This is a genomic window from Helicobacter heilmannii, from assembly GCF_001283065.1.
Lineage (GTDB): Bacteria > Campylobacterota > Campylobacteria > Campylobacterales > Helicobacteraceae > Helicobacter > Helicobacter heilmannii.
The window spans coordinates 159,788-177,130 of sequence record NZ_CDMK01000001.1 but is presented as its reverse complement, the minus strand read 5'-3'; the positions used below and the strand labels follow the sequence as shown (position 1 = coordinate 177,130).

The window sequence follows — 17,343 nt, the reverse complement described above, 5'->3', positions numbered from 1 at the left end:
ACGCATCAGGCACTTGTAACTAGAGAAACCTTGTAAAACCCCGCTTCTCTAAGGCTCTTGAGAAGATAAATGATTTTGTCGTAGGTGAGGCGTTTGTCTGCACGCACATGCACGGCCATGCTCTTGTCTAGGTGTTTGGCCCACAGATGGAAAGAGTCGGCAAAATTGGCGAGCGAATAGATGCGCTCATTGACATAAATCTTACCCGCCAAGTCCATGCGCACCTCTAAAAACTGGGTTTGGGGGGCTTTAGCACTCCTAGAACCGTGCGGAAGTTGGATGTTTTCTTTGTAGGTGATGGTGGGGGTGGTGGTCATTAAAATAGCTAAAAGCACCAGCATGATGTCCACTAAGGGGGTGATGTTCAGTTCAGGTTTATCGGCATCCCAAACTTCAAAATCCATCATGTTCTTTTGCCATGAGAAAATCGATCTGCATTTGGGCGTATACAGACAGATCGTAAACCTTGCGCTTTAAGATCAAAAAGAACGAGTAGGCGGGGATGGCGGTCAAAATCCCCGCAGCGGTGGCGACCAGAGCCTTAGAGATCACGGGGGCGATCACATCAAAACTCACCTGCCCGCTCAAACGGCCAAAAGCCTCTAAAATCTCCACCACCGTGCCAAAAAGCCCCACAAAGGGGGCGGTGCTGGCAATGATGCTAAGGATCACCAAACCCGTGGTGTTCTCTTTTAAAAGCTGGTTTTTCCACACCGCCAGCCACTCTTTGGTGGGCCTTTCAGGTGTACTGCCATAGGGCGCGCCACGCAAACGCAATTCCTTGCGCGCGCCCGCCATGACCGCCTCTAAGGATTGTTGCTCTTTAACGGCATGGCCTTTAATAGAGACATACTTATAGAAAAAAACCCAAAAGGTCAGGATTAAATACAAAGAGAGCCAGCTGAGTACAAACAAGGGGATAAACCCGCTCGTGGCTAGGAAGTTTTGGAGTACTGCCACGCCTACCTCAAGCCATGTGCCTCGATGCGCGCGATCACACTAGAGATTGCTAACCGATCCGAGCTGGCATCCTCTAAGAGCTTTTTCGCCTCATACACGGTGTCATCGCCTTTGATGAACACCGCCCCATCGGCGAGGATATCCACACTGCTGCTACGCACCTCCACATAGCCCCAACTGATAGCAATGAGGCTCACCTGCCCCTCCCTAATGATCTCAATCACCCCACTTTTGAGCAAGGACACCATATTGCTATGCCCCTTGAGTACCCCAAATTCGCCCTGGCCTCCGGGCAGAGTGATCCGATCCACCTGCCCTGAAAAAATCAAGCCCTGTGGGACCACAATATTCACCGCTAATTCCATCTGCGATCCTTAAGAAGCGTTCTTTTTGCCCTCTGTTTTCATTTTCTCGTATTTTTCCACGACCTCTTGGATGTTGCCGACCATGTAAAAGGCGTTCTCGGGGATGTGGTCGTATTTGCCCTCTAAAATCCCCGCAAAACCCTCCAGGGTTTCTTTGAGCGTCACATACTTGCCCGGACTGCCCGTGAAGACCTCCGCCACAAAGAAGGGTTGGGAGAGGAATTTTTCTACTTTACGGGCGCGTTCCACGATCTTTTTATCCTCTTCAGAGAGTTCATCCATGCCCAAAATAGCAATGATGTCTTGCAAGTCTTTATATTTTTGCAAGATTTGTTGGATGCCGGTTGCCACCCTATAGTGCTCGTCCCCGATCACTTGCGGGTCTAAAATGCGTGAAGTGGAGTCGAGCGGATCGACCGCGGGGTAAATGCCCTTTTCGGCGATCTTGCGGTTTAAAACCGTGGTCGCGTCCAAGTGGGCAAACACAGAGGCGGGCGCGGGGTCGGTTAAGTCGTCCGCGGGCACATACACGGCTTGTACGGAGGTGATGGAGCCATTTTTTGTGGAAGTGATGCGCTCTTGCAGTTTGCCCATTTCGCTAGCCAAAGTGGGCTGGTAACCCACGGCTGAAGGGATACGCCCTAAAAGCGCGGACATCTCCGCCCCTGACTGGGCGTATCTAAAGATATTGTCAATAAACATGAGAATATCCAAGCCCTTTTCATCCCTAAAATACTCGGCCATCGTTAGCCCGGTGAAGGCGATGCGGTTTCTTGCCCCCGGAGGCTCGTTCATTTGCCCATAGCACAGGGCGACTTTATCCAAAACGCCCCCCTCCTTCATTTCGTGGTAAAGGTCGTTGCCCTCCCGAGTGCGTTCCCCCACACCCGCAAACACAGAGTAACCGCTGTGCTTGTAAGCTACATTGTGGATGAGCTCCATGATGATGACAGTCTTGCCCACACCCGCACCCCCAAAGAGCCCCACTTTACCGCCTTTAGAGTAAGGGGCCAATAAATCCACGACTTTAATGCCCGTTTCAAACATTTCGGTTTTGGTGCTTTGTTGCTCGAAAGCGGGGGCGTGGCGGTGGATGGGCCACTTTTGGGTGTTTTCCTCTAGGGGGGGTTGGTTATCAATGGGCTCACCGATCACATTAAAAATGCGCCCCAAAACCCCCTCACCTACGGGCACTTCAATCATGTTGCCCCGCGCCACAACTTTTTGCCCTCTAGTTAAGCCCTCTGTCATGTCCATCGCGATGGTGCGTACACGGTTGTCGCCTAGATGCGCGGCGACTTCGAGCACCAAATGCTTTGCCTCCCCATCAAAGTCATAATGCACATCCAAAGCTTCGTAAATGGCAGGCAGATAGTTTTTAAAATCCACATCCACTACAGGCCCTGTAACCTGAATGATTTTACCTTCCATAGTTCTCCTTTATTTGATCGCTTCCACGCCGGCGTTGATCTCCACAAGCTCGGTGGTGATCGCCTCTTGGCGGGCTTTATTGTAAGAAATGGTGAGCGTGCGGACCAAATCCGCCGCGTTGTTGGTCGCCGTGTCCATTGCCTGCATGCGCGCGCTGTGCTCAGCGGCGAGTGAATCGAGCAGGGCGTAATACATGTTAAAGTGTATGAATTTGCGTGCCAAAGAGTCTAAAATCACGCCCTCCTCATCTTCAGGCTCAACCACAATCCCCTCGCTCTCGCTCTTGGCATGCTCAAGGTGGGCACTGAAATCTATGGGCAAAATCGTTTGCACCTTCATCTCTTGAGAGATCATGTTTTTAAAGCCATTATGTACGATGATAACGCTATCAGTGAGCCCATTTAAGTAGTCTTGCACGGCATTATCCACAAACGCCGCTGCCCTGTCGGCATCAGGTGAGGAGCTCAAATCCGCCGCCTTGTCTAATAGGTCAATCCCATTATAGGTGAAGAAAGCAATGCCCTTTTTGCCCACGCCCCTTAAACGCACCTTGACATTCTTAGTTTTGTAGCGGTTGATGAGGCGCACCACCTCTTTAATGGTAGCGGCGTTAAAGCCCCCACAAAGCCCCTTGTCTGCCGTAACAAAGATGATGTCGATCTTTTGCACTTCGGGCTGTTCAAGCTTTAAGAAATACTGGCTCTCAATGCTCTTAAGCCCTCTTGTTTTGATTTTGGCGCAAATGTCGGCAAAAACCTCGTTGAGCTTGGTCGCAAAAACTTTCGATCGGCGCGCCACTTCCTCAGTTTTTTTGAGCTTAGACGTGGAGACGAGCTTCATGGCCCTGGTGGTTTTTTGCGTGTTTTTGACACTGGCGATTTTTTTGCGGATTTCTTTGAGACTTCTACCCATGTGCTTCCCTAGAGTGAAAAGCCTAGCTTAAATTCTTCAATGGCACTTTTAAGCATGGCTTCTAAATCCTTGTCAAGGGCTTTTTTTGTGCGGATGTCCTCTAGGATATTAGGGTATTTAGACTCCAAGAAAGGATAAAGGCTGGATTCAAAATCCACGACTTTTTTTGCCGGCACATCGTCTAAAAAGCCCTTGACTCCCGTGTAAATCATCACAATTTGTTTTTCAATGGGTAGGGGCGAATAGGGGGGTTGTTTCAACACTTCCACCATGCGCTGTCCCCGCTCTAACTGTTTGCGGCTGGCTTCATCTAAGTCGCTGGCAAATTGCGAGAAGGCTTGCAATTCGCGATATTGTGCTAGGTCTAGGCGTAAAGTGCCCGCGACTTGCTTCGTGCCTTTAATTTGTGCCGCCCCACCCACACGCGACACCGACAAGCCGACATTGATCGCCGGGCGGATACCGGAGTAAAAAAGGTCGGTTTCTAAGAAGATTTGCCCGTCTGTGATCGAGATCACATTGGTGGGGATGTAGGCGGACACATCGCCGGCTTGGGTTTCAATGATAGGAAGTGCTGTGAGCGACCCGGCCCCTTTGTCATCGCTCATTTTAGCGGCACGCTCTAACAATCTAGAGTGGATATAAAAGACATCGCCGGGGAAGGCTTCACGCCCGGGGGGGCGGCGTAAAATCAAGGAGATTTCGCGATAAGCCACAGCATGCTTACTCAAGTCGTCATAAATGATTAAAGCGTGCCGCCCTTGATCTCTAAAATATTCCCCGATGGTAACGCCGGCATAAGGGGCGAGGTATTGCATGGCCGGCGAGTCGGAGGCTGGGGCATTGACGACCACGCTGTATTCCATCGCGCCGTATTCCTCTAATTTACGCACCACTTGCGCCACGGTGGATTCTTTCTGCCCGATGGCCACATAGATGCAGATCACATTTTGATCTTTTTGGTTGATGATCGTGTCGATCGCCACGGTCGTTTTGCCGGTTTGTTTGTCCCCAATGATGAGCTCCCTTTGCCCGCGCCCGATGGGCACGAGCGCATCGATGGCCTTAATGCCTGTTTGCAAAGGCTCATGCACAGATTTGCGATCCATAATGCCCGGGGCTTTCTGCTCCACGAATCTAAAGGTGTCGGCTTCAATCGCTCCCCGCCCGTCAATGGGTTCGCCCAAAGTGTTGATGACCCGCCCCACCACAGCATCGCCCACGGGGACTTTCATGAGTTGTTTAGTGCGTTTAACCGAAGTGCCTTCTTTAATGTTCTTGCCTCCACCTAGCACGATCACCCCGATACAGCCCTCTTCAAGGTTGGAGGCAAGTCCGCGATCGCCCGTGTCAAATTCCACGACTTCGTAAGACATCACATCTTTCAACCCATAGACTTTTGCCACTCCATCGGCGTAGGCGATGACCCGCCCCACTTGGGTGATGTTGATGTCTGGGGTAAAGTTTTCGATCCGCTCTTTAATGATCGCGCTGATTTCTTCGGCTTTGAGTTTTAGCATTTTATCTCCTTTTTTGTATTTTACACCGCTTGCAAGATGTGTTGTCTAAGCTGGTTAAAGTAATTCTCTTTGTAAAAGGCAATCTCCACTTCTAAATCAGGGATCACCAAACGCACGCCTTCCTTGTCTTGGTGTAGAGCCTTGAGTTTTAAAGTGATGTTGAAGTGGGCAGACACTTGTCCAGCGAGCTGTTGTACCTGCTCCAAAGACAACTCTTGATTGCTGTAGAGATAGCCTTGGTAAATGTTTTCCTCTCTTTGGGCCTGGGCTTTTAGGGTATTGTAAATGAGGGGCAACAATTCTAGTCGTTTATGTAAAACGAGTAAGCGCAACAAATTATGTAATTTGCCCCCCTTGTCCTCCAAAAAGCACTCCAAAATTTCTTGCTTTAGACTGTCGGGGTAGTGGGGGGAGTGGATCACCGCTAAAAAGTCGGGGTGGCTATACAGAGCGCATAAGGCTTCTAGTGCCTCCATGGCTTGATTCAACTCCTCGGGACTTAGGGCATGTTTTAGGGCTTGGGTATATTTGGCAACGATCAACTCTATCATTGGGCAACTTTTTGTTGGATTAAATGCATGTAATTGGGGGTGTTAAGCTCCGCCTTAGCCCCTTCAAAGAGATCGCCCAGCACTTCGGCGATCGCCTCGGCTTGCATGCGCTCGTCCTCTTTTTCTTGCGTTGCTTGGTGGTTTTTGATCAACTTTTCAATCGTGGCTTTGGATTGCTGGTCAAACTTTTGGGTGAGTAAATACGCTTCTTGTTTGGCGTTGGAGACAATTTGGGTGGCTTGGGCTTTGGCTTCCTCTAGGGCTTTGAGTGCCTGTTCCTTCTGTTCTTTGGCAGCTTGGCGTTCCTCTTGGAGCTGTTCTAGGCTTTTAGAAATTTTTGCCCGCCTTGTAGCTAGGATATTCTTAAAGGTGTTGGCGGTGCAATACCATAAAATCCCCATAAACAAAAGGAAATTGAGGATTCGCATCACAATGTCTGTATGCCCCAAAGGCGCAGCACTGGCGACACCTCCAAAAACCAAAACCCCAAGAAAAATGCGCTGTAACAAATTCAACCTTAAATTTGAGATATTTTTAGTTTCAACAAAGCCTCTAAAGCGGGCAAATCACGGGCTAATTGTAATTTCAAATTACTTTTACTTTCCTTTAATGCTAGGGCGACTTGCTCGGCTTGTTTCTCTAGCTCCTCCTCCTTTTGTGCCACGACCGACTCATAGTTCGACCTTGCGTTGTAAAGCGCGTCCTGCATGATTTTATCCGCTTGCAAACGAGCTTCTTTTAGGATATTTTGGGCTTCCTGTTGGTAGCCTTGCACTTCTTGGTGCAGTTGCTCGATGTTACGCCTGTCTTTAAGCATGGAATCCTCCCTTGCATCCATGTTGGCAAGCAGGGGCTTATACACCCCGCCACTCAGCGACACTAAAAGAGTGATGAAGGTGATGAAAACCACCGCCATTAAATAGACATTGATTGTAATGCTCATGCGCCAAATCCTTTACCGATAAAAACTCTTATTCTAGCACGCTTAAGCTTGTTAGTGGCTTTAGCGCCGGGAGTAATAGACTTGCCCGGCAATCTCTAACCCGCCATCGGAGCGCATGGTGGCTTGAGATAGGGGGATTAATCCGCTTTCGTGTTTAAAGAATTGCCCAGAGTTGGTGCGCTCAAAGTCGATTTTATAGGCTTTAAAAATGTCCGCCCAAGTGGGGGGGGGTTGAAGGCTCTCTAAAAAGGCGTGTAGAGCCTCTTTAGGGGGCAGGGCAACGCTGGCATGCGCGCGCGCGTGGATATTCAGCCCAATCCCGCAAATGACTATGTCCTTGTATATTTGGCTCATCACCCCACCCACTTTCGCATCCCCGACATACAAATCATTGGGCCACTTGAGCCACACCTCTGTATGTCCCAAGCTGTGTAGGGCTTGTTTAAATAGATAACCAAAGTATAGGCTTAGACTCTGTTTAGGGATGTGGGTATCTATGTTGAGCGCAAAGGAAAAAGTGAGAGCCTTATCCACGCTCTCCCACGCCTGCCCGCGACTGCCTATGCCCGCGCTTTGTTTGTGCGCCCACACGCAAATAGGGGACTTGAGGCTCTTGTTTCTAATCTGCTCGGCCAAATACACTTGCGTGGAGGGCAGGCTCCCAAACTCTAAAATTTGCATCAACTTAAGATATCCCCGACTTTCAAACGCTTGCCACTCAAGTACGCCCTTGTTGCGACTTTTTGTTTGCCCGGGGCCTGCACTTTAGCGATCTTTAGCACCCCCCTAGCGCACCCCACGAGTACTCCCTCGCCATCTATCGTTAAAATCTTGCCCTCTTGGTGTTTCTCTGCTGTGCTTAGCAGCTCAATACTAAGGAGTTTTAGCCCGCTTCTTAAAAACACTCCAGGCCATGGGTAGTAGGCCAGATATTTTAAATAGAGCCCTTTAGCCTCACTAAAATCCACCAAGCCATCGATTTTGCTGATTTTCTTGCAATAGGTGGCTTGGCTGTGATCTTGCGCCACAGGTGTGATGTTTTCAAAGTTTTTAAGCACGCCTGCCATAAGCTCCGCGCCCAAGATGGCCAGCCTTGTGCCCAAGTCTTGCAAATTATAATCTTTGTCTTTTTTAAATGAAGCCACGCCCAAGATGTCCCCCGTGTCCATGTGTGCGTCCATTAAAATCACGCTCACGCCATAGGCGGGCAAATCGTGTAAAATCATTTCTTGCAAAGGGCTAGCCCCCCTAAATTGAGGTAGGATCGAGCCGTGCAAATTTAAACATGGGGCTAAATCTAGCAAGGCTTGGGGTAAAATCTTGCCATAGGCCACAACTACGATTTTGTCGGGCTCTAAAGTGGCAATGGCCTGCAAGGCCTCTTCGTCAATTTTATTTGGCTCTAAAATAGGAATGTATGGGTGATTTTCTAAAATAAAGGTCTTGGTTGCGCTGTCTTTCAACTGGTATTGCCGCCCAAAGGGTTTGCTAGGCTGGGTTACAAGCCCGACAATGTCAAAGCCCTCTAAAAAGAGCTGTTGCAACACCACACGGGCAAAATGGGGAGTTCCCATGAACAAAACACGCATGTTTAAAACTTAAATGTGGTTTAAAGCCCCTTCTCAGATGGCTAAGGCACACAAGATACCTAAATGCTCTGCTGTGTTCCCACCCTGAAGCGTTGTTTAAATACCCCATTGCATAGGTCTAAGAAAAGGCAAACTAAATTATCTTATAGGTTTGCTTACATTTTGATAAAATGGCAAAAAGGTTTAAGGGTGTTGATGCAGAGAATAACAGCTTGGATTTTTGTGGTGGTGGTGTTGGGCTTTTTGGCGGGTTGCACGGGCAATCGAGAGCAGTTGCAGCGCTTCAACCAAATTTATTACAACGGCGCGCAGTTTAAAGAGGCCTATGCTTTTTCTAAAAAAATGGCACACAAAGACCACAGCAATGCCTTATTGTGGGACTTGCAACAGGGCATGAGCGCTTTAATGGCCGATCAATACCCGCAATCCATTAGAGCTTTAAACCTCGCCGAGTTGCGCTACGACCACCACCATAACCTCTTTAGCCGCTCTTTAGGTACTGTGGGGGCGGTGTTGGTGAATGACAATGTTAGGGCCTACACGGGCAATGTCTACGAGGGGGTACTTTTAAACTACTATAAGGCGATAGATTACCTTTTGATGGGCAATCCTAAAGATGCACGGGTGGAGTTTAATAGGGCAAATGACCGCCAAAGACGGGCTAAGGAGTTTTACAATAAAGAGATCCGCAAGGCAGTTGAGAAAATGCAACAACAAGGCTCTGGCCACCTTAGTGCCCGTCAATCCAACGCCCAGGTACAAGAAATCCTAAACAATGAATACACCAACCTCAACGACTTCTATGCCTACAATGACCTCATCAACCCCGTGGTGTCCTACCTATCTGGGTTGTTTTTTGTGGAGAACAACGACCTAAACAAGGGACTAGACTATCTCAAAGAAGCCTATGGAATCAGCCACTCCACCACCATAGGCGAGGATTTGTTGTTCTTCCAATACCCCTCCAAGCAACGCTTCACATGGATTTTTATTGAGGACGGACAGCAGGCGACCAAACAAGAGTTTAAAATCAATGTTCCCTTGCCCCTGCCCAATGGGATTTATGATGCTAGCCTAGCTCTCCCGCAACTTAAGGACGGCATGGACTTTAGAAGCTCCTTTAGTGTGCAAGTGGGACAAAGGCAAGAAATCTTTGAAAATCTATTACTCTTAGACGCGCTCATTGCCAGCGAGTTTAAAAAACAACTGCCCTATATCCTCACCCGTGCACTCACATCCACCGCCCTAAAAGTGGGGCTAGAGGCGGTATCCAATCAATACTTGGGCGTGTTGGGCGGGTTGTTTTCCTCTATTTATGCGGCAGCGAGCACCTCGGCAGACATCCGCTCCCCCGCCCTTTTCCCCCATAAGTTTTACATCCTACGCTTAAAAAACAGCTACAGACAACCCATCCATGTCTTAGCCGATGGGCAAGAAATCTTTAGATTTAAGTTTGTGTCCTGCCAAGTAAGCACCCCCCCGCCCGAGTCTAAAGACTTTTGCGCTGGCAAAGACCATGTTTTGTACATTCGCAGCTTTGAAACTTCGGGGCGGGTGTGGAGATTGTGGTAAATTGGTTATCTTGTGTTAAAATGGATTTTTTGATGAAGGAGTTTTGCATGGTTTCTAAAAAATCTTGGATTGCAGTGCTTAGCTTACCCCTTTGTTTGCAAGCCATCCCCCACTGGTATGAGCACACCCCAAATAAACCTCAGTTTTTCTACGGCAGTGGTTCAGGCAACAGCAAAGAAGCCGCCAAGGAAAAGGCGTTGAACGATTTAGCCAGCAGCATCTCAGTGCATGTATCCTCTAAAACCACCAGTACCACCACTAGACACAACAAGACACTGGATAAAAAATCCAGCCAAAACATCAAACTTGTGGTCGATTCGCTTAAATTGGTGCATGTAGACACCGACAAACAAGAGTGCCATAGGGACAAGTGCTACACCCGTGTGCGCATGGATAAAAACATGTTCTTAAACCTGCTCTCTAAACGCTACGCCGACCTTTACAACACCCTGAGCCCTTTTAAGCCCGCCCAAGGTTGCAAGGGGATATTCATCAAAGAAAAGCAGCAAATCCAAAGCCTCTTAGACAAAATGACCCCCATGCAAGAGATTTTGAGTGCCTATGGACGCGCCTCAGCCTCTCTAACCTCCTATCAAGAACTCATCAAGGCCAACAGCCCCAAACCCAAGGCACAAATTATTTTTGCTAATGGAGCAGACCCTGAAATCGCCAATGCCCTCACCGGCCAATACGCACGCTTTGTGGACCAAACCACAGCCCCAGGCTTTTATACCATCAACAATAAGCTTTACACCAGCGAGGGTAATGGGCTGTTTCATATCGGGTTAGACATCAACATCAAAAACTGCCAAGGGGATGTTGTTTACTCCAAGCACCTAAGTGCCGACCAGCGCACCCGCAGTTTTGCCATCGAGCGCATCAAAGCGCAGGCGTTTAAACAACTGCGCAACTACCAAAATGGCGTGGGGGCAGGCACAGCCGATGTCAATTCAGACAATATAGAATTTTAGGGGGGGTCTTTCCAGCTGATCTTTTTGCCAAGCAGGGTCCTGATGGTGATGAGGTGGTTGGTGTGTAGATTGTGTCGACTGTTTTCGGGGTGATAAATGTGGTACGCTAGGGCGCAAAAGCGCAGTTTTTGCACCCGCCCCCCGTTGAATAAAAAACGCATGACAAACTCCCCATCTTCTCCGCCCCAGCCGATATACTCCTCGTTAAATCCTTCGATGGCGTTAAAATCCGCCTTGCTAAAACCCATGTTTGCGCTCCTCACCCACCCAATTCCATTGCGCCACACCTGGGCATCTTCCAACACCTTAGCGGTGCGCATCCGCCATGCAACCAGGCGGGCAAGGGGCAAACAACGGAAATTTTTCAATGATTTCTTGGCGTAGGCTAGGCGAAAATCTCCCCTTTCTAAAAGCTGGTTGCTCTCTGTGGAATCTAGGGTCAAACGGGTACCTTGCGCCAACACCCCAGGATGGGCAAAGTGCATGTGGTCGGCAATGAACATGGAAGATAGAATGATGTCCGTATCGATGGTGATGATGTATTCGCTTGTGGCTTCTTTGATGGCGTTGTTGCGGCTCTTAGCAGCCCTAAAACCCAAATCTTCTTGCCATACATGTTTTAAGGGCAAATTCTTTTGGGCGAAAAGGAGTTGGTAACTTTCAACCAAATCCTTAGTCTTGGGTCCGCTCCCATCGTCAGCGATCAACACTTCGCTAGGCAGACATGCCAAGTTCAGCACCGAATCAAGCACCATTTGCAAGCGACGCTCTTGGTTATAGGTGGTGATGATCAAGGACACGCTTTTAAAATGGGTGTTTCTAAAGGTGTAAGTATGGCTCTCCATGTTCACTTTTTTCACCAATTATAAGGGAATTAAAGCTATAATTGTAACTAATTTTGTTGTAAAAAGGGTGTTTGTAATGAATAAAGAATTAGAGTCTCTAGGCAGCCATAGCGAGTCCAAAGAGTTTCAGGACTACATGCAGGAGTATATGCAAGCCGAAGAGGTGGAGCAAAAAGGCGCGCTTAGAGAGGGTGTGGTTGTTTCGATCAACGAACAAGAAGACTACGCGATGGTGAGTGTGGGGGGCAAAACAGAGGGGCGTTTGCCCTTGAGTGAAATTAGGGACGCTCAAGGAGAGTTGCTCTTTGGAGTAAACGACACGATCCAGGTCTATGTGTCCCAAAAGGGCGAGCGGCCCAGCGTGTCTTATAAGCGGGCACTGGCCTTTGTTAAAAACCAAGAAAAAATCCAATCTTTGGGTGGAGATTTTAAAGAAAAAATCGTGGAGGGCAAGGTCGCTAGGGAGAACAAGGGTGGTTACATCGTGGTGGACAATGAGGGCGTGGAGTATTTCCTCTCCAAGGCGCAATCGTCTTTAAAAAGGGATGCCAAGCACATTGGCAAGCACATTAAAGCCTGCATCACGGCGATCGACCCTAAGAACGCTTCGATCGCGATCTCACGCAAACGCTTCTTCGATATTTACAGCAAATACCAACACGAACAATCCCAAAAACTCGTCGAATCGGGTGCTATTTATACGGGTGTGGTCAAAAGTGTGACGAGCTTTGGCGTGTTTGTGGAGGTAGAGGGGGTCGAGGGCTTGGTACATTATACCGAGATCACCCATAGGGGCTCTACCAACCCCGCTAAACACTTTAAAGAGGGCGATGTGGTACAGGTGAAGGCCTTATCTTACGATGAGAAGAAAAAACGCCTGTTGCTCTCCATTAAAGCCACTATGGAAGATCCTTGGGAAGAGATTCAAACCAAATTAAAAGTGGGCTATGCGATTAAAGTCGTGGTGAGCAACATTGAAAACTACGGCGTGTTTGTGGATATTGGCAACGATATTGAGGGTTTTTTACACATCTCAGAGATTTCGTGGAACAAAGATGTCAAACACCCCAGCGACTACTTGGAGCTCAACCAAGAGATCGATGTTAAAATCATCGAGATCGACAGCAAAAACCGCCGTTTGCGTGTATCTTTAAAACAACTCTCAGACAAACCCTTCAACGAATTTGTGTCTAAACACCGCGTGGGCGATGTGATCGAGGGCAAAGTCGCCACTTTGACCAACTTTGGGGCGTTCATCAATTTAGGGGGTGTGGATGGCCTGCTACACAACAAAGATGCGTTTTGGGAGCAGGACCAAAAATGCAAAGACCATTTCAAGGTCGGGGATGTGGTGAAAACTAAAATCCTTAAAATCGACAAAGACAATGAGAAAATCTCTTTAGAAATGAAATACGCGAAGGCCTCGCCCACAGAAACCTTTAGCCAAAAACATAAAGTGGGCGGCATCATTGAGGGTAAGATCGTGGGGATGAAGGATTTTGGCATTTTTGTGAGTGTGGAGGGCGTTGATGTGCTCATCAAGGCCGAGGATATCTACCCATTGAAAAAGGAAGAGCTCAAAATGGGGGATATGGTGACCAGCGTGGTTGTGGCGATTGAAAAAGGCAATAACCGCGTGAGGGCAAGTGTGCGCCGCTTAGAACACAAGAGAGAGCAGGACCAACTCCACGCCTTCAATGCCAAAGATAGCAAAATGACTCTAGGCGACAAAATAGGCGGGTTTAGCAAAAAGTTCTAACTTGATCGATGAGAATTGCCAAGTTCCGTGCCCTTGTGCTGTGGTTTGTGGTGGCAGTGGCTTTAGGGGTGGCAGGCTTTTTGGGCTATAGAGTGTATCTTTCTAAACACCGCAAACCCCACACTGCCTACGAGGAATATAGCATACACGAACCGGTGCGTGCCCACGCCCCAACCTTAGAGCAGGAACAGGGTTTAAAGGAGGTGTTTAGCCAATCCTTGCATGAAGCGCATCCCATTGCTGGAGCGGTGGCAAAACCCCCTTTCATCTACCCCGCTTTTGAAAGGAAAATGGGCATTGAGTTCTTGGAGAGTACCCCAGTACGCAAGGTCTTAGTGAAAAACCTAGACAACTATAAGCTCTTTTGTTTGCAAGAAATCTTGAAAACCAAGCACATTGATTTTGCTTTGGACCGCAAGAAATCCAGAGCAACCTTGATCATCTATCTCCCCAACGCCACGACACGATTTCTAGAAGACTTGAAGTACTACGAAATCCCCTATCAGCTTGATTAAAAGGAAGTGCCATGCCAAAAATTGCCATTTGCGACCCCATCCACGAGGGGGGGGTGCGCCTTTTATGCGAACACGCAGATTTAGAAGTTTTGGATTTTTCCACCCTTGAAAAGGCCGCCTTACCTGAAGCGATTAGGGAGGTGGACGCGCTCATCACAAGGAGCATGACTGCCGTAAACGCACATTTGCTCGCCCACACCACCAAGTTGAAGGCGATTGTACGCGCGGGCGTGGGTGTGGACAATGTAGACATTGATCTGTGCTCACAAAAGGGCATTGTGGTGATGAATGTCCCCACCGCCAACACGATCGCCGCCGTGGAGCTCACCATGGCACACATGTTAAACGCCGTGCGTCGCTTGCCCGGGGCAAACACCCAACTCAAACACGAACACCTATGGAAGCGAGAGGATTGGTATGGCACAGAGCTTTATGGCAAGAAACTAGGCATCATCGGCTTTGGCAATATCGGATCAAGGGTGGGTGTTCGGGCTCTGGCTTTTGGCATGGAGGTTCTCACCTACGACCCCTACATCCCCAAGTCCAAAGCCACCGATTTGGGCGTGCTCTACACGAAGGACTTTAAAGACATTTTAGCCTGCGACATCATCACCATCCACACGCCCAAGAACAAAGAGACGATCAATATCATCGACCGCGAGCAGATCGCCCAAATGAAGGAGGGCGTGATTTTAATCAACTGCGCTAGGGGTGGGCTTTACAATGAAGAAGCCCTATATGCAGCCTTAAAGTCTAAAAAAGTGCGCTGGCTTGGCATCGATGTTTTTAGCAAAGAGCCGGGCACAAACAACCCCCTTTTAGAGCTAGACAATGTCTATGGTACGCCGCACATTGGGGCAAACACCTATGAGTCCCAAGCACAGATCGCCAAAGAAGCCGCCCAAGCGGTGATCGAATCTTTGAGGGGGAGTTCTTATCCAAACGCCCTAAACATCCCTATCCAAGACAACATCGCCCCCTATGCCAAGCCCTATTTACAGCTCGCTCAAAAGCTCGGCTTCTTCTGCGCCCAGGTGCATAAGGGCGCGTGGAGTGCCTTAGAGCTCACCCTGGCTGGCCCCATTTGTGAATACGGCAATTCCTTACTCACCTTCGCCCTAATGGGACTATTAAAGCCCAGCCTTGGCGATAAAATCAACTATGTCAACGCCCCCCATGTCGCTAGTGAGCGCAACATCCATTTAACCACCAAGACTCTAGAGGACGCGACCCCCTACACGAATTTTATTACACTGCAATTAAGTGCCCCCCATTACAGCACCCAAATCAGTGCCACCGCCTTTAGCGATGACATTTTAAAAATCACCAACATAGATGGCTTTGAAATGGATGTTAAGCCGCAAGGCACGATGATTCTATTTAAAAACACTGACAAGCCCGGGGTGATCGGCAATGTGGGGCACACTTTAGCCAAACACAACATCAACATCGCCGACTTTAGACTGGGGCGCAACGCCAAAGCTGAGGCTTTGGCCGCCATTCTCGTAGATGCGCCCATTAATCCAAAAATCCTACACGATCTGCAAGAAGTCCCCCATTGCCTAGGCGTGTCCGTGGTCTCTATCTAGTTGCAAGAGCTCATCGCTAAACTCAAAGAGCGGGGGGATTTATGCGTGCTAGACACGCCCCTAGACATTTGCCTAGAAATCCCGCACATCGCCTACATTGAGGCCAAAAAACCCAGGGGCGGGCAGGCGTTGTTGTTCACACGGCCCAAAAGGGGCGACACTCCCATAAATATTCCCGTTTTAATGAATGTCTTTGGCGCGAAAGAGCGGTTAGAATTTGTCATCAACCGCTCCATTGAGGACTGCCAAGCGCAACTAGAAAGCCTGCTCAATTTACAAAAGCCCAAAAGCTTTAAAGACTTCTTAGGGCTAGCCAAAAACCTTTGCAACCTACGCTTTAGCTTGCCCAAAATCTCTAAAACTCCCCCCAAAAGGCAAGTCTTTAAGGATGACCGGGTGGATTTAAACAAACTGCCCATTTTAACCACTTGGGAGCACGATGCCGCCCCCTTCATCACCATGGGGCAGATTTACACCCAAAGCCTAGACAAGAAACACCACAATTTAGGGCTTTACCGCTTGCAAGTGCAGGGCAAGAACCGCCTCGGCCTGCACTGGCAAATCCATAAAGACTCGAACCACTTCTTCCACGCCTACAAAGAGGCGGGAGTGAAAATGCCCGTGAGCGTGGCGATCGGTGGGGACGCATTGTATGCGTGGTGCGGGCAAGCCCCCCTGCCCTATGGAGTCTTTGAGCTTGCCTTGTATGGCTTGATTCGGGGCAAGAGCGCGCAGCTGATGCCCTGCCTTACAAACCCGCTTGCTGTGCCTACGGATGCGGACATTGTGCTTGAGGGGTGGGTGGAAGCAGAGTGTTTAGAAATGGAGGGGCCTTTTGGCGATCACACGGGTTTTTACACGCCTAAAGAGCCCTACCCCGTGTTAGAAGTGCAGGCGATGCACTTGAAAGACAATCCCATTTACTTAGCCAGTGTGGTCGGCAAGCCCCCTTTAGAAGATAAGTATATGGGCTACTTCACCGAAAGGCTGTTTTTGCCCTTACTCAAAAAGAGCGCACATGGGCTACTGGATTATCACATGCCCGAAAATGGGGTGTTCCATAATCTCATCCTAGCCCAAATTGCGCCCAGCTACCCGGGCCACGCCCACCAAATCATGCACCACTTTTGGGGCACCGGGCAAATGAGCTTTGTCAAGCATGCCATCTTTGTTGGCAAGAATGCGCCCAAACTCACCGATTATCCCGCCCTTTTTCGCCACATTTTAGACCACCTAGATTTAGGCCAAAGCCTATTTTCTCAAGGCGTGTGCGATGCCTTAGATCACGCTAGCCCCACCTACGCCTTTGGGGGCAAGTTAGGCCTAGTCGCCCTAGAGCCCACCCCACACCCCAAAACCCCCCTAAGAGACCTTGAGCTTTTAGCTCGCCTGCAAGATTTAATGCCTCAAGTGCAAAACTTAAGGCAATACGGCTTAGAGAGTAAAAACCCCATTGCAGTGGTGGGTGTAGAAAAGACCACCCCCCTAGTGCTCCTTTTCAAAGATTTAGAGCCCCTAGCCCCCCATGTGAGCGCGCTCATTTTTGTGGACAGCCACAAGAATGATTTAAACAACCCCTATATGCTCCTTTGGCGGGTTACCAACAACATAGACGCACAGCGCGACATTTGGCTAAAGCCCCCCTTAATCTGCATAGACGCGACTGATAAAGGCGCGCTCGAGGGGCACACCAGAGAGTGGCCTAAAGAAACCGATTGCACCCTAAGCGTGCTAGAAAGCCTCGCTAACAAGGGGCTAATCCCGCCTTTAAGCGACCCACTCTATGAAAAATACCACATCCACCACTCCCCGAAAGGCTGA

Annotated in this window: 18 protein-coding genes and 1 other RNA gene; 6 read left to right on the top strand and 13 right to left on the bottom strand. The window is 49.0% G+C overall.

Annotation, left to right across the window (positions count from 1 at the left end):
* Positions 1-5: 5 nt before the first annotated feature.
* The 12 genes from AOG36_RS00945 to ffs form a co-directional block, all read right to left on the bottom strand.
* A complete protein-coding gene (locus tag AOG36_RS00945; protein ID WP_015107678.1) occupies positions 6-404 on the bottom strand; it encodes an ExbD/TolR family protein in 399 nt (132 codons plus the stop codon).
* Complete coding sequence (locus AOG36_RS00940) at positions 394-960, bottom strand: MotA/TolQ/ExbB proton channel family protein (protein ID WP_053825363.1); 567 nt, start codon at positions 958-960, stop codon at positions 394-396. The genes AOG36_RS00945 and AOG36_RS00940 overlap by 11 nt, the downstream gene beginning before the upstream one ends.
* Before the next feature lie 2 nt (positions 961-962).
* Positions 963-1,325 carry an ATP synthase F1 subunit epsilon gene (gene atpC / locus AOG36_RS00935; RefSeq protein ID WP_015107676.1) on the bottom strand — a complete coding sequence of 121 codons (363 nt, stop codon included), beginning with the start codon at positions 1,323-1,325 and terminating at the stop codon, positions 963-965.
* 9 nt (positions 1,326-1,334) lie between these two features.
* A complete protein-coding gene (atpD, locus tag AOG36_RS00930) occupies positions 1,335-2,756 on the bottom strand; it encodes a F0F1 ATP synthase subunit beta (RefSeq protein WP_015107675.1) in 1,422 nt (473 codons plus the stop codon).
* Between the two features lie 9 nt (positions 2,757-2,765).
* A complete protein-coding gene (gene atpG, locus AOG36_RS00925; RefSeq protein ID WP_015107674.1) occupies positions 2,766-3,668 on the bottom strand; it encodes an ATP synthase F1 subunit gamma in 903 nt (300 codons plus the stop codon).
* An 8-nt stretch (positions 3,669-3,676) separates the two neighbouring features.
* Positions 3,677-5,188, bottom strand: a complete 1,512-nt coding sequence (gene atpA / locus AOG36_RS00920; RefSeq protein WP_015107673.1) for a F0F1 ATP synthase subunit alpha — start codon at positions 5,186-5,188, stop codon at positions 3,677-3,679.
* Between the two features lie 20 nt (positions 5,189-5,208).
* Positions 5,209-5,739: a F0F1 ATP synthase subunit delta gene (locus AOG36_RS00915; RefSeq protein ID WP_015107672.1), complete on the bottom strand. Its 531-nt coding sequence runs from the start codon at positions 5,737-5,739 to the stop codon at positions 5,209-5,211.
* Positions 5,736-6,248 carry a F0F1 ATP synthase subunit B family protein gene (locus AOG36_RS00910; RefSeq protein ID WP_015107671.1) on the bottom strand — a complete coding sequence of 171 codons (513 nt, stop codon included), beginning with the start codon at positions 6,246-6,248 and terminating at the stop codon, positions 5,736-5,738. Before AOG36_RS00910 ends, AOG36_RS00915 begins: the two co-directional genes overlap by 4 nt.
* Before the next feature lie 8 nt (positions 6,249-6,256).
* Positions 6,257-6,682, bottom strand: a complete 426-nt coding sequence (locus tag AOG36_RS00905) for a F0F1 ATP synthase subunit B family protein (RefSeq protein WP_015107670.1) — start codon at positions 6,680-6,682, stop codon at positions 6,257-6,259.
* Between the two features lie 60 nt (positions 6,683-6,742).
* Positions 6,743-7,363 carry a biotin--[acetyl-CoA-carboxylase] ligase gene (locus AOG36_RS00900; RefSeq protein WP_015107669.1) on the bottom strand — a complete coding sequence of 207 codons (621 nt, stop codon included), beginning with the start codon at positions 7,361-7,363 and terminating at the stop codon, positions 6,743-6,745.
* The gene (fmt, locus tag AOG36_RS00895) at positions 7,363-8,271 is read right to left on the bottom strand and encodes a methionyl-tRNA formyltransferase (RefSeq protein ID WP_053825361.1); all 909 of its coding nucleotides are present in this window, start codon (positions 8,269-8,271) and stop codon (positions 7,363-7,365) included. Before fmt ends, AOG36_RS00900 begins: the two co-directional genes overlap by 1 nt.
* A gap of 27 nt (positions 8,272-8,298) precedes the next feature.
* An RNA gene (ffs, locus tag AOG36_RS08110) (signal recognition particle sRNA small type) lies at positions 8,299-8,396 on the bottom strand.
* A 70-nt stretch (positions 8,397-8,466) separates the two neighbouring features.
* On the opposite strand from ffs, the gene AOG36_RS00890 reads away from it, so the two are divergent.
* Complete coding sequence (locus AOG36_RS00890) at positions 8,467-9,843, top strand: COG3014 family protein (RefSeq protein ID WP_053825360.1); 1,377 nt, start codon at positions 8,467-8,469, stop codon at positions 9,841-9,843.
* Positions 9,844-9,890: 47 nt separating this feature from the next.
* A complete protein-coding gene (locus AOG36_RS00885; RefSeq protein ID WP_053825359.1) occupies positions 9,891-10,814 on the top strand; it encodes an LPP20 family lipoprotein in 924 nt (307 codons plus the stop codon).
* Here the strand turns inward: AOG36_RS00885 and AOG36_RS00880 are convergent.
* Positions 10,811-11,659, bottom strand: a complete 849-nt coding sequence (locus AOG36_RS00880; RefSeq protein ID WP_015107665.1) for a glycosyltransferase — start codon at positions 11,657-11,659, stop codon at positions 10,811-10,813. The genes AOG36_RS00885 and AOG36_RS00880 overlap by 4 nt on opposite strands.
* 76 nt (positions 11,660-11,735) lie before the next feature.
* Here AOG36_RS00880 and AOG36_RS00875 point away from each other — a divergent pair, with 76 nt between their 5' ends.
* Genes AOG36_RS00875 through AOG36_RS00860 form a run of 4 tightly spaced genes read left to right on the top strand, consistent with a single transcriptional unit; the run spans position 11,736 to position 17,343 of the window.
* Positions 11,736-13,418, top strand: a complete 1,683-nt coding sequence (locus AOG36_RS00875) for a 30S ribosomal protein S1 (RefSeq protein WP_015107664.1) — start codon at positions 11,736-11,738, stop codon at positions 13,416-13,418.
* A gap of 8 nt (positions 13,419-13,426) precedes the next feature.
* A complete protein-coding gene (locus AOG36_RS00870) occupies positions 13,427-13,933 on the top strand; it encodes a hypothetical protein (protein WP_015107663.1) in 507 nt (168 codons plus the stop codon).
* A gap of 11 nt (positions 13,934-13,944) precedes the next feature.
* The gene (gene serA / locus AOG36_RS00865) at positions 13,945-15,522 is read left to right on the top strand and encodes a phosphoglycerate dehydrogenase (protein WP_015107662.1); all 1,578 of its coding nucleotides are present in this window, start codon (positions 13,945-13,947) and stop codon (positions 15,520-15,522) included.
* The gene (locus tag AOG36_RS00860) at positions 15,523-17,343 is read left to right on the top strand and encodes a menaquinone biosynthesis decarboxylase (RefSeq protein ID WP_015107661.1); all 1,821 of its coding nucleotides are present in this window, start codon (positions 15,523-15,525) and stop codon (positions 17,341-17,343) included.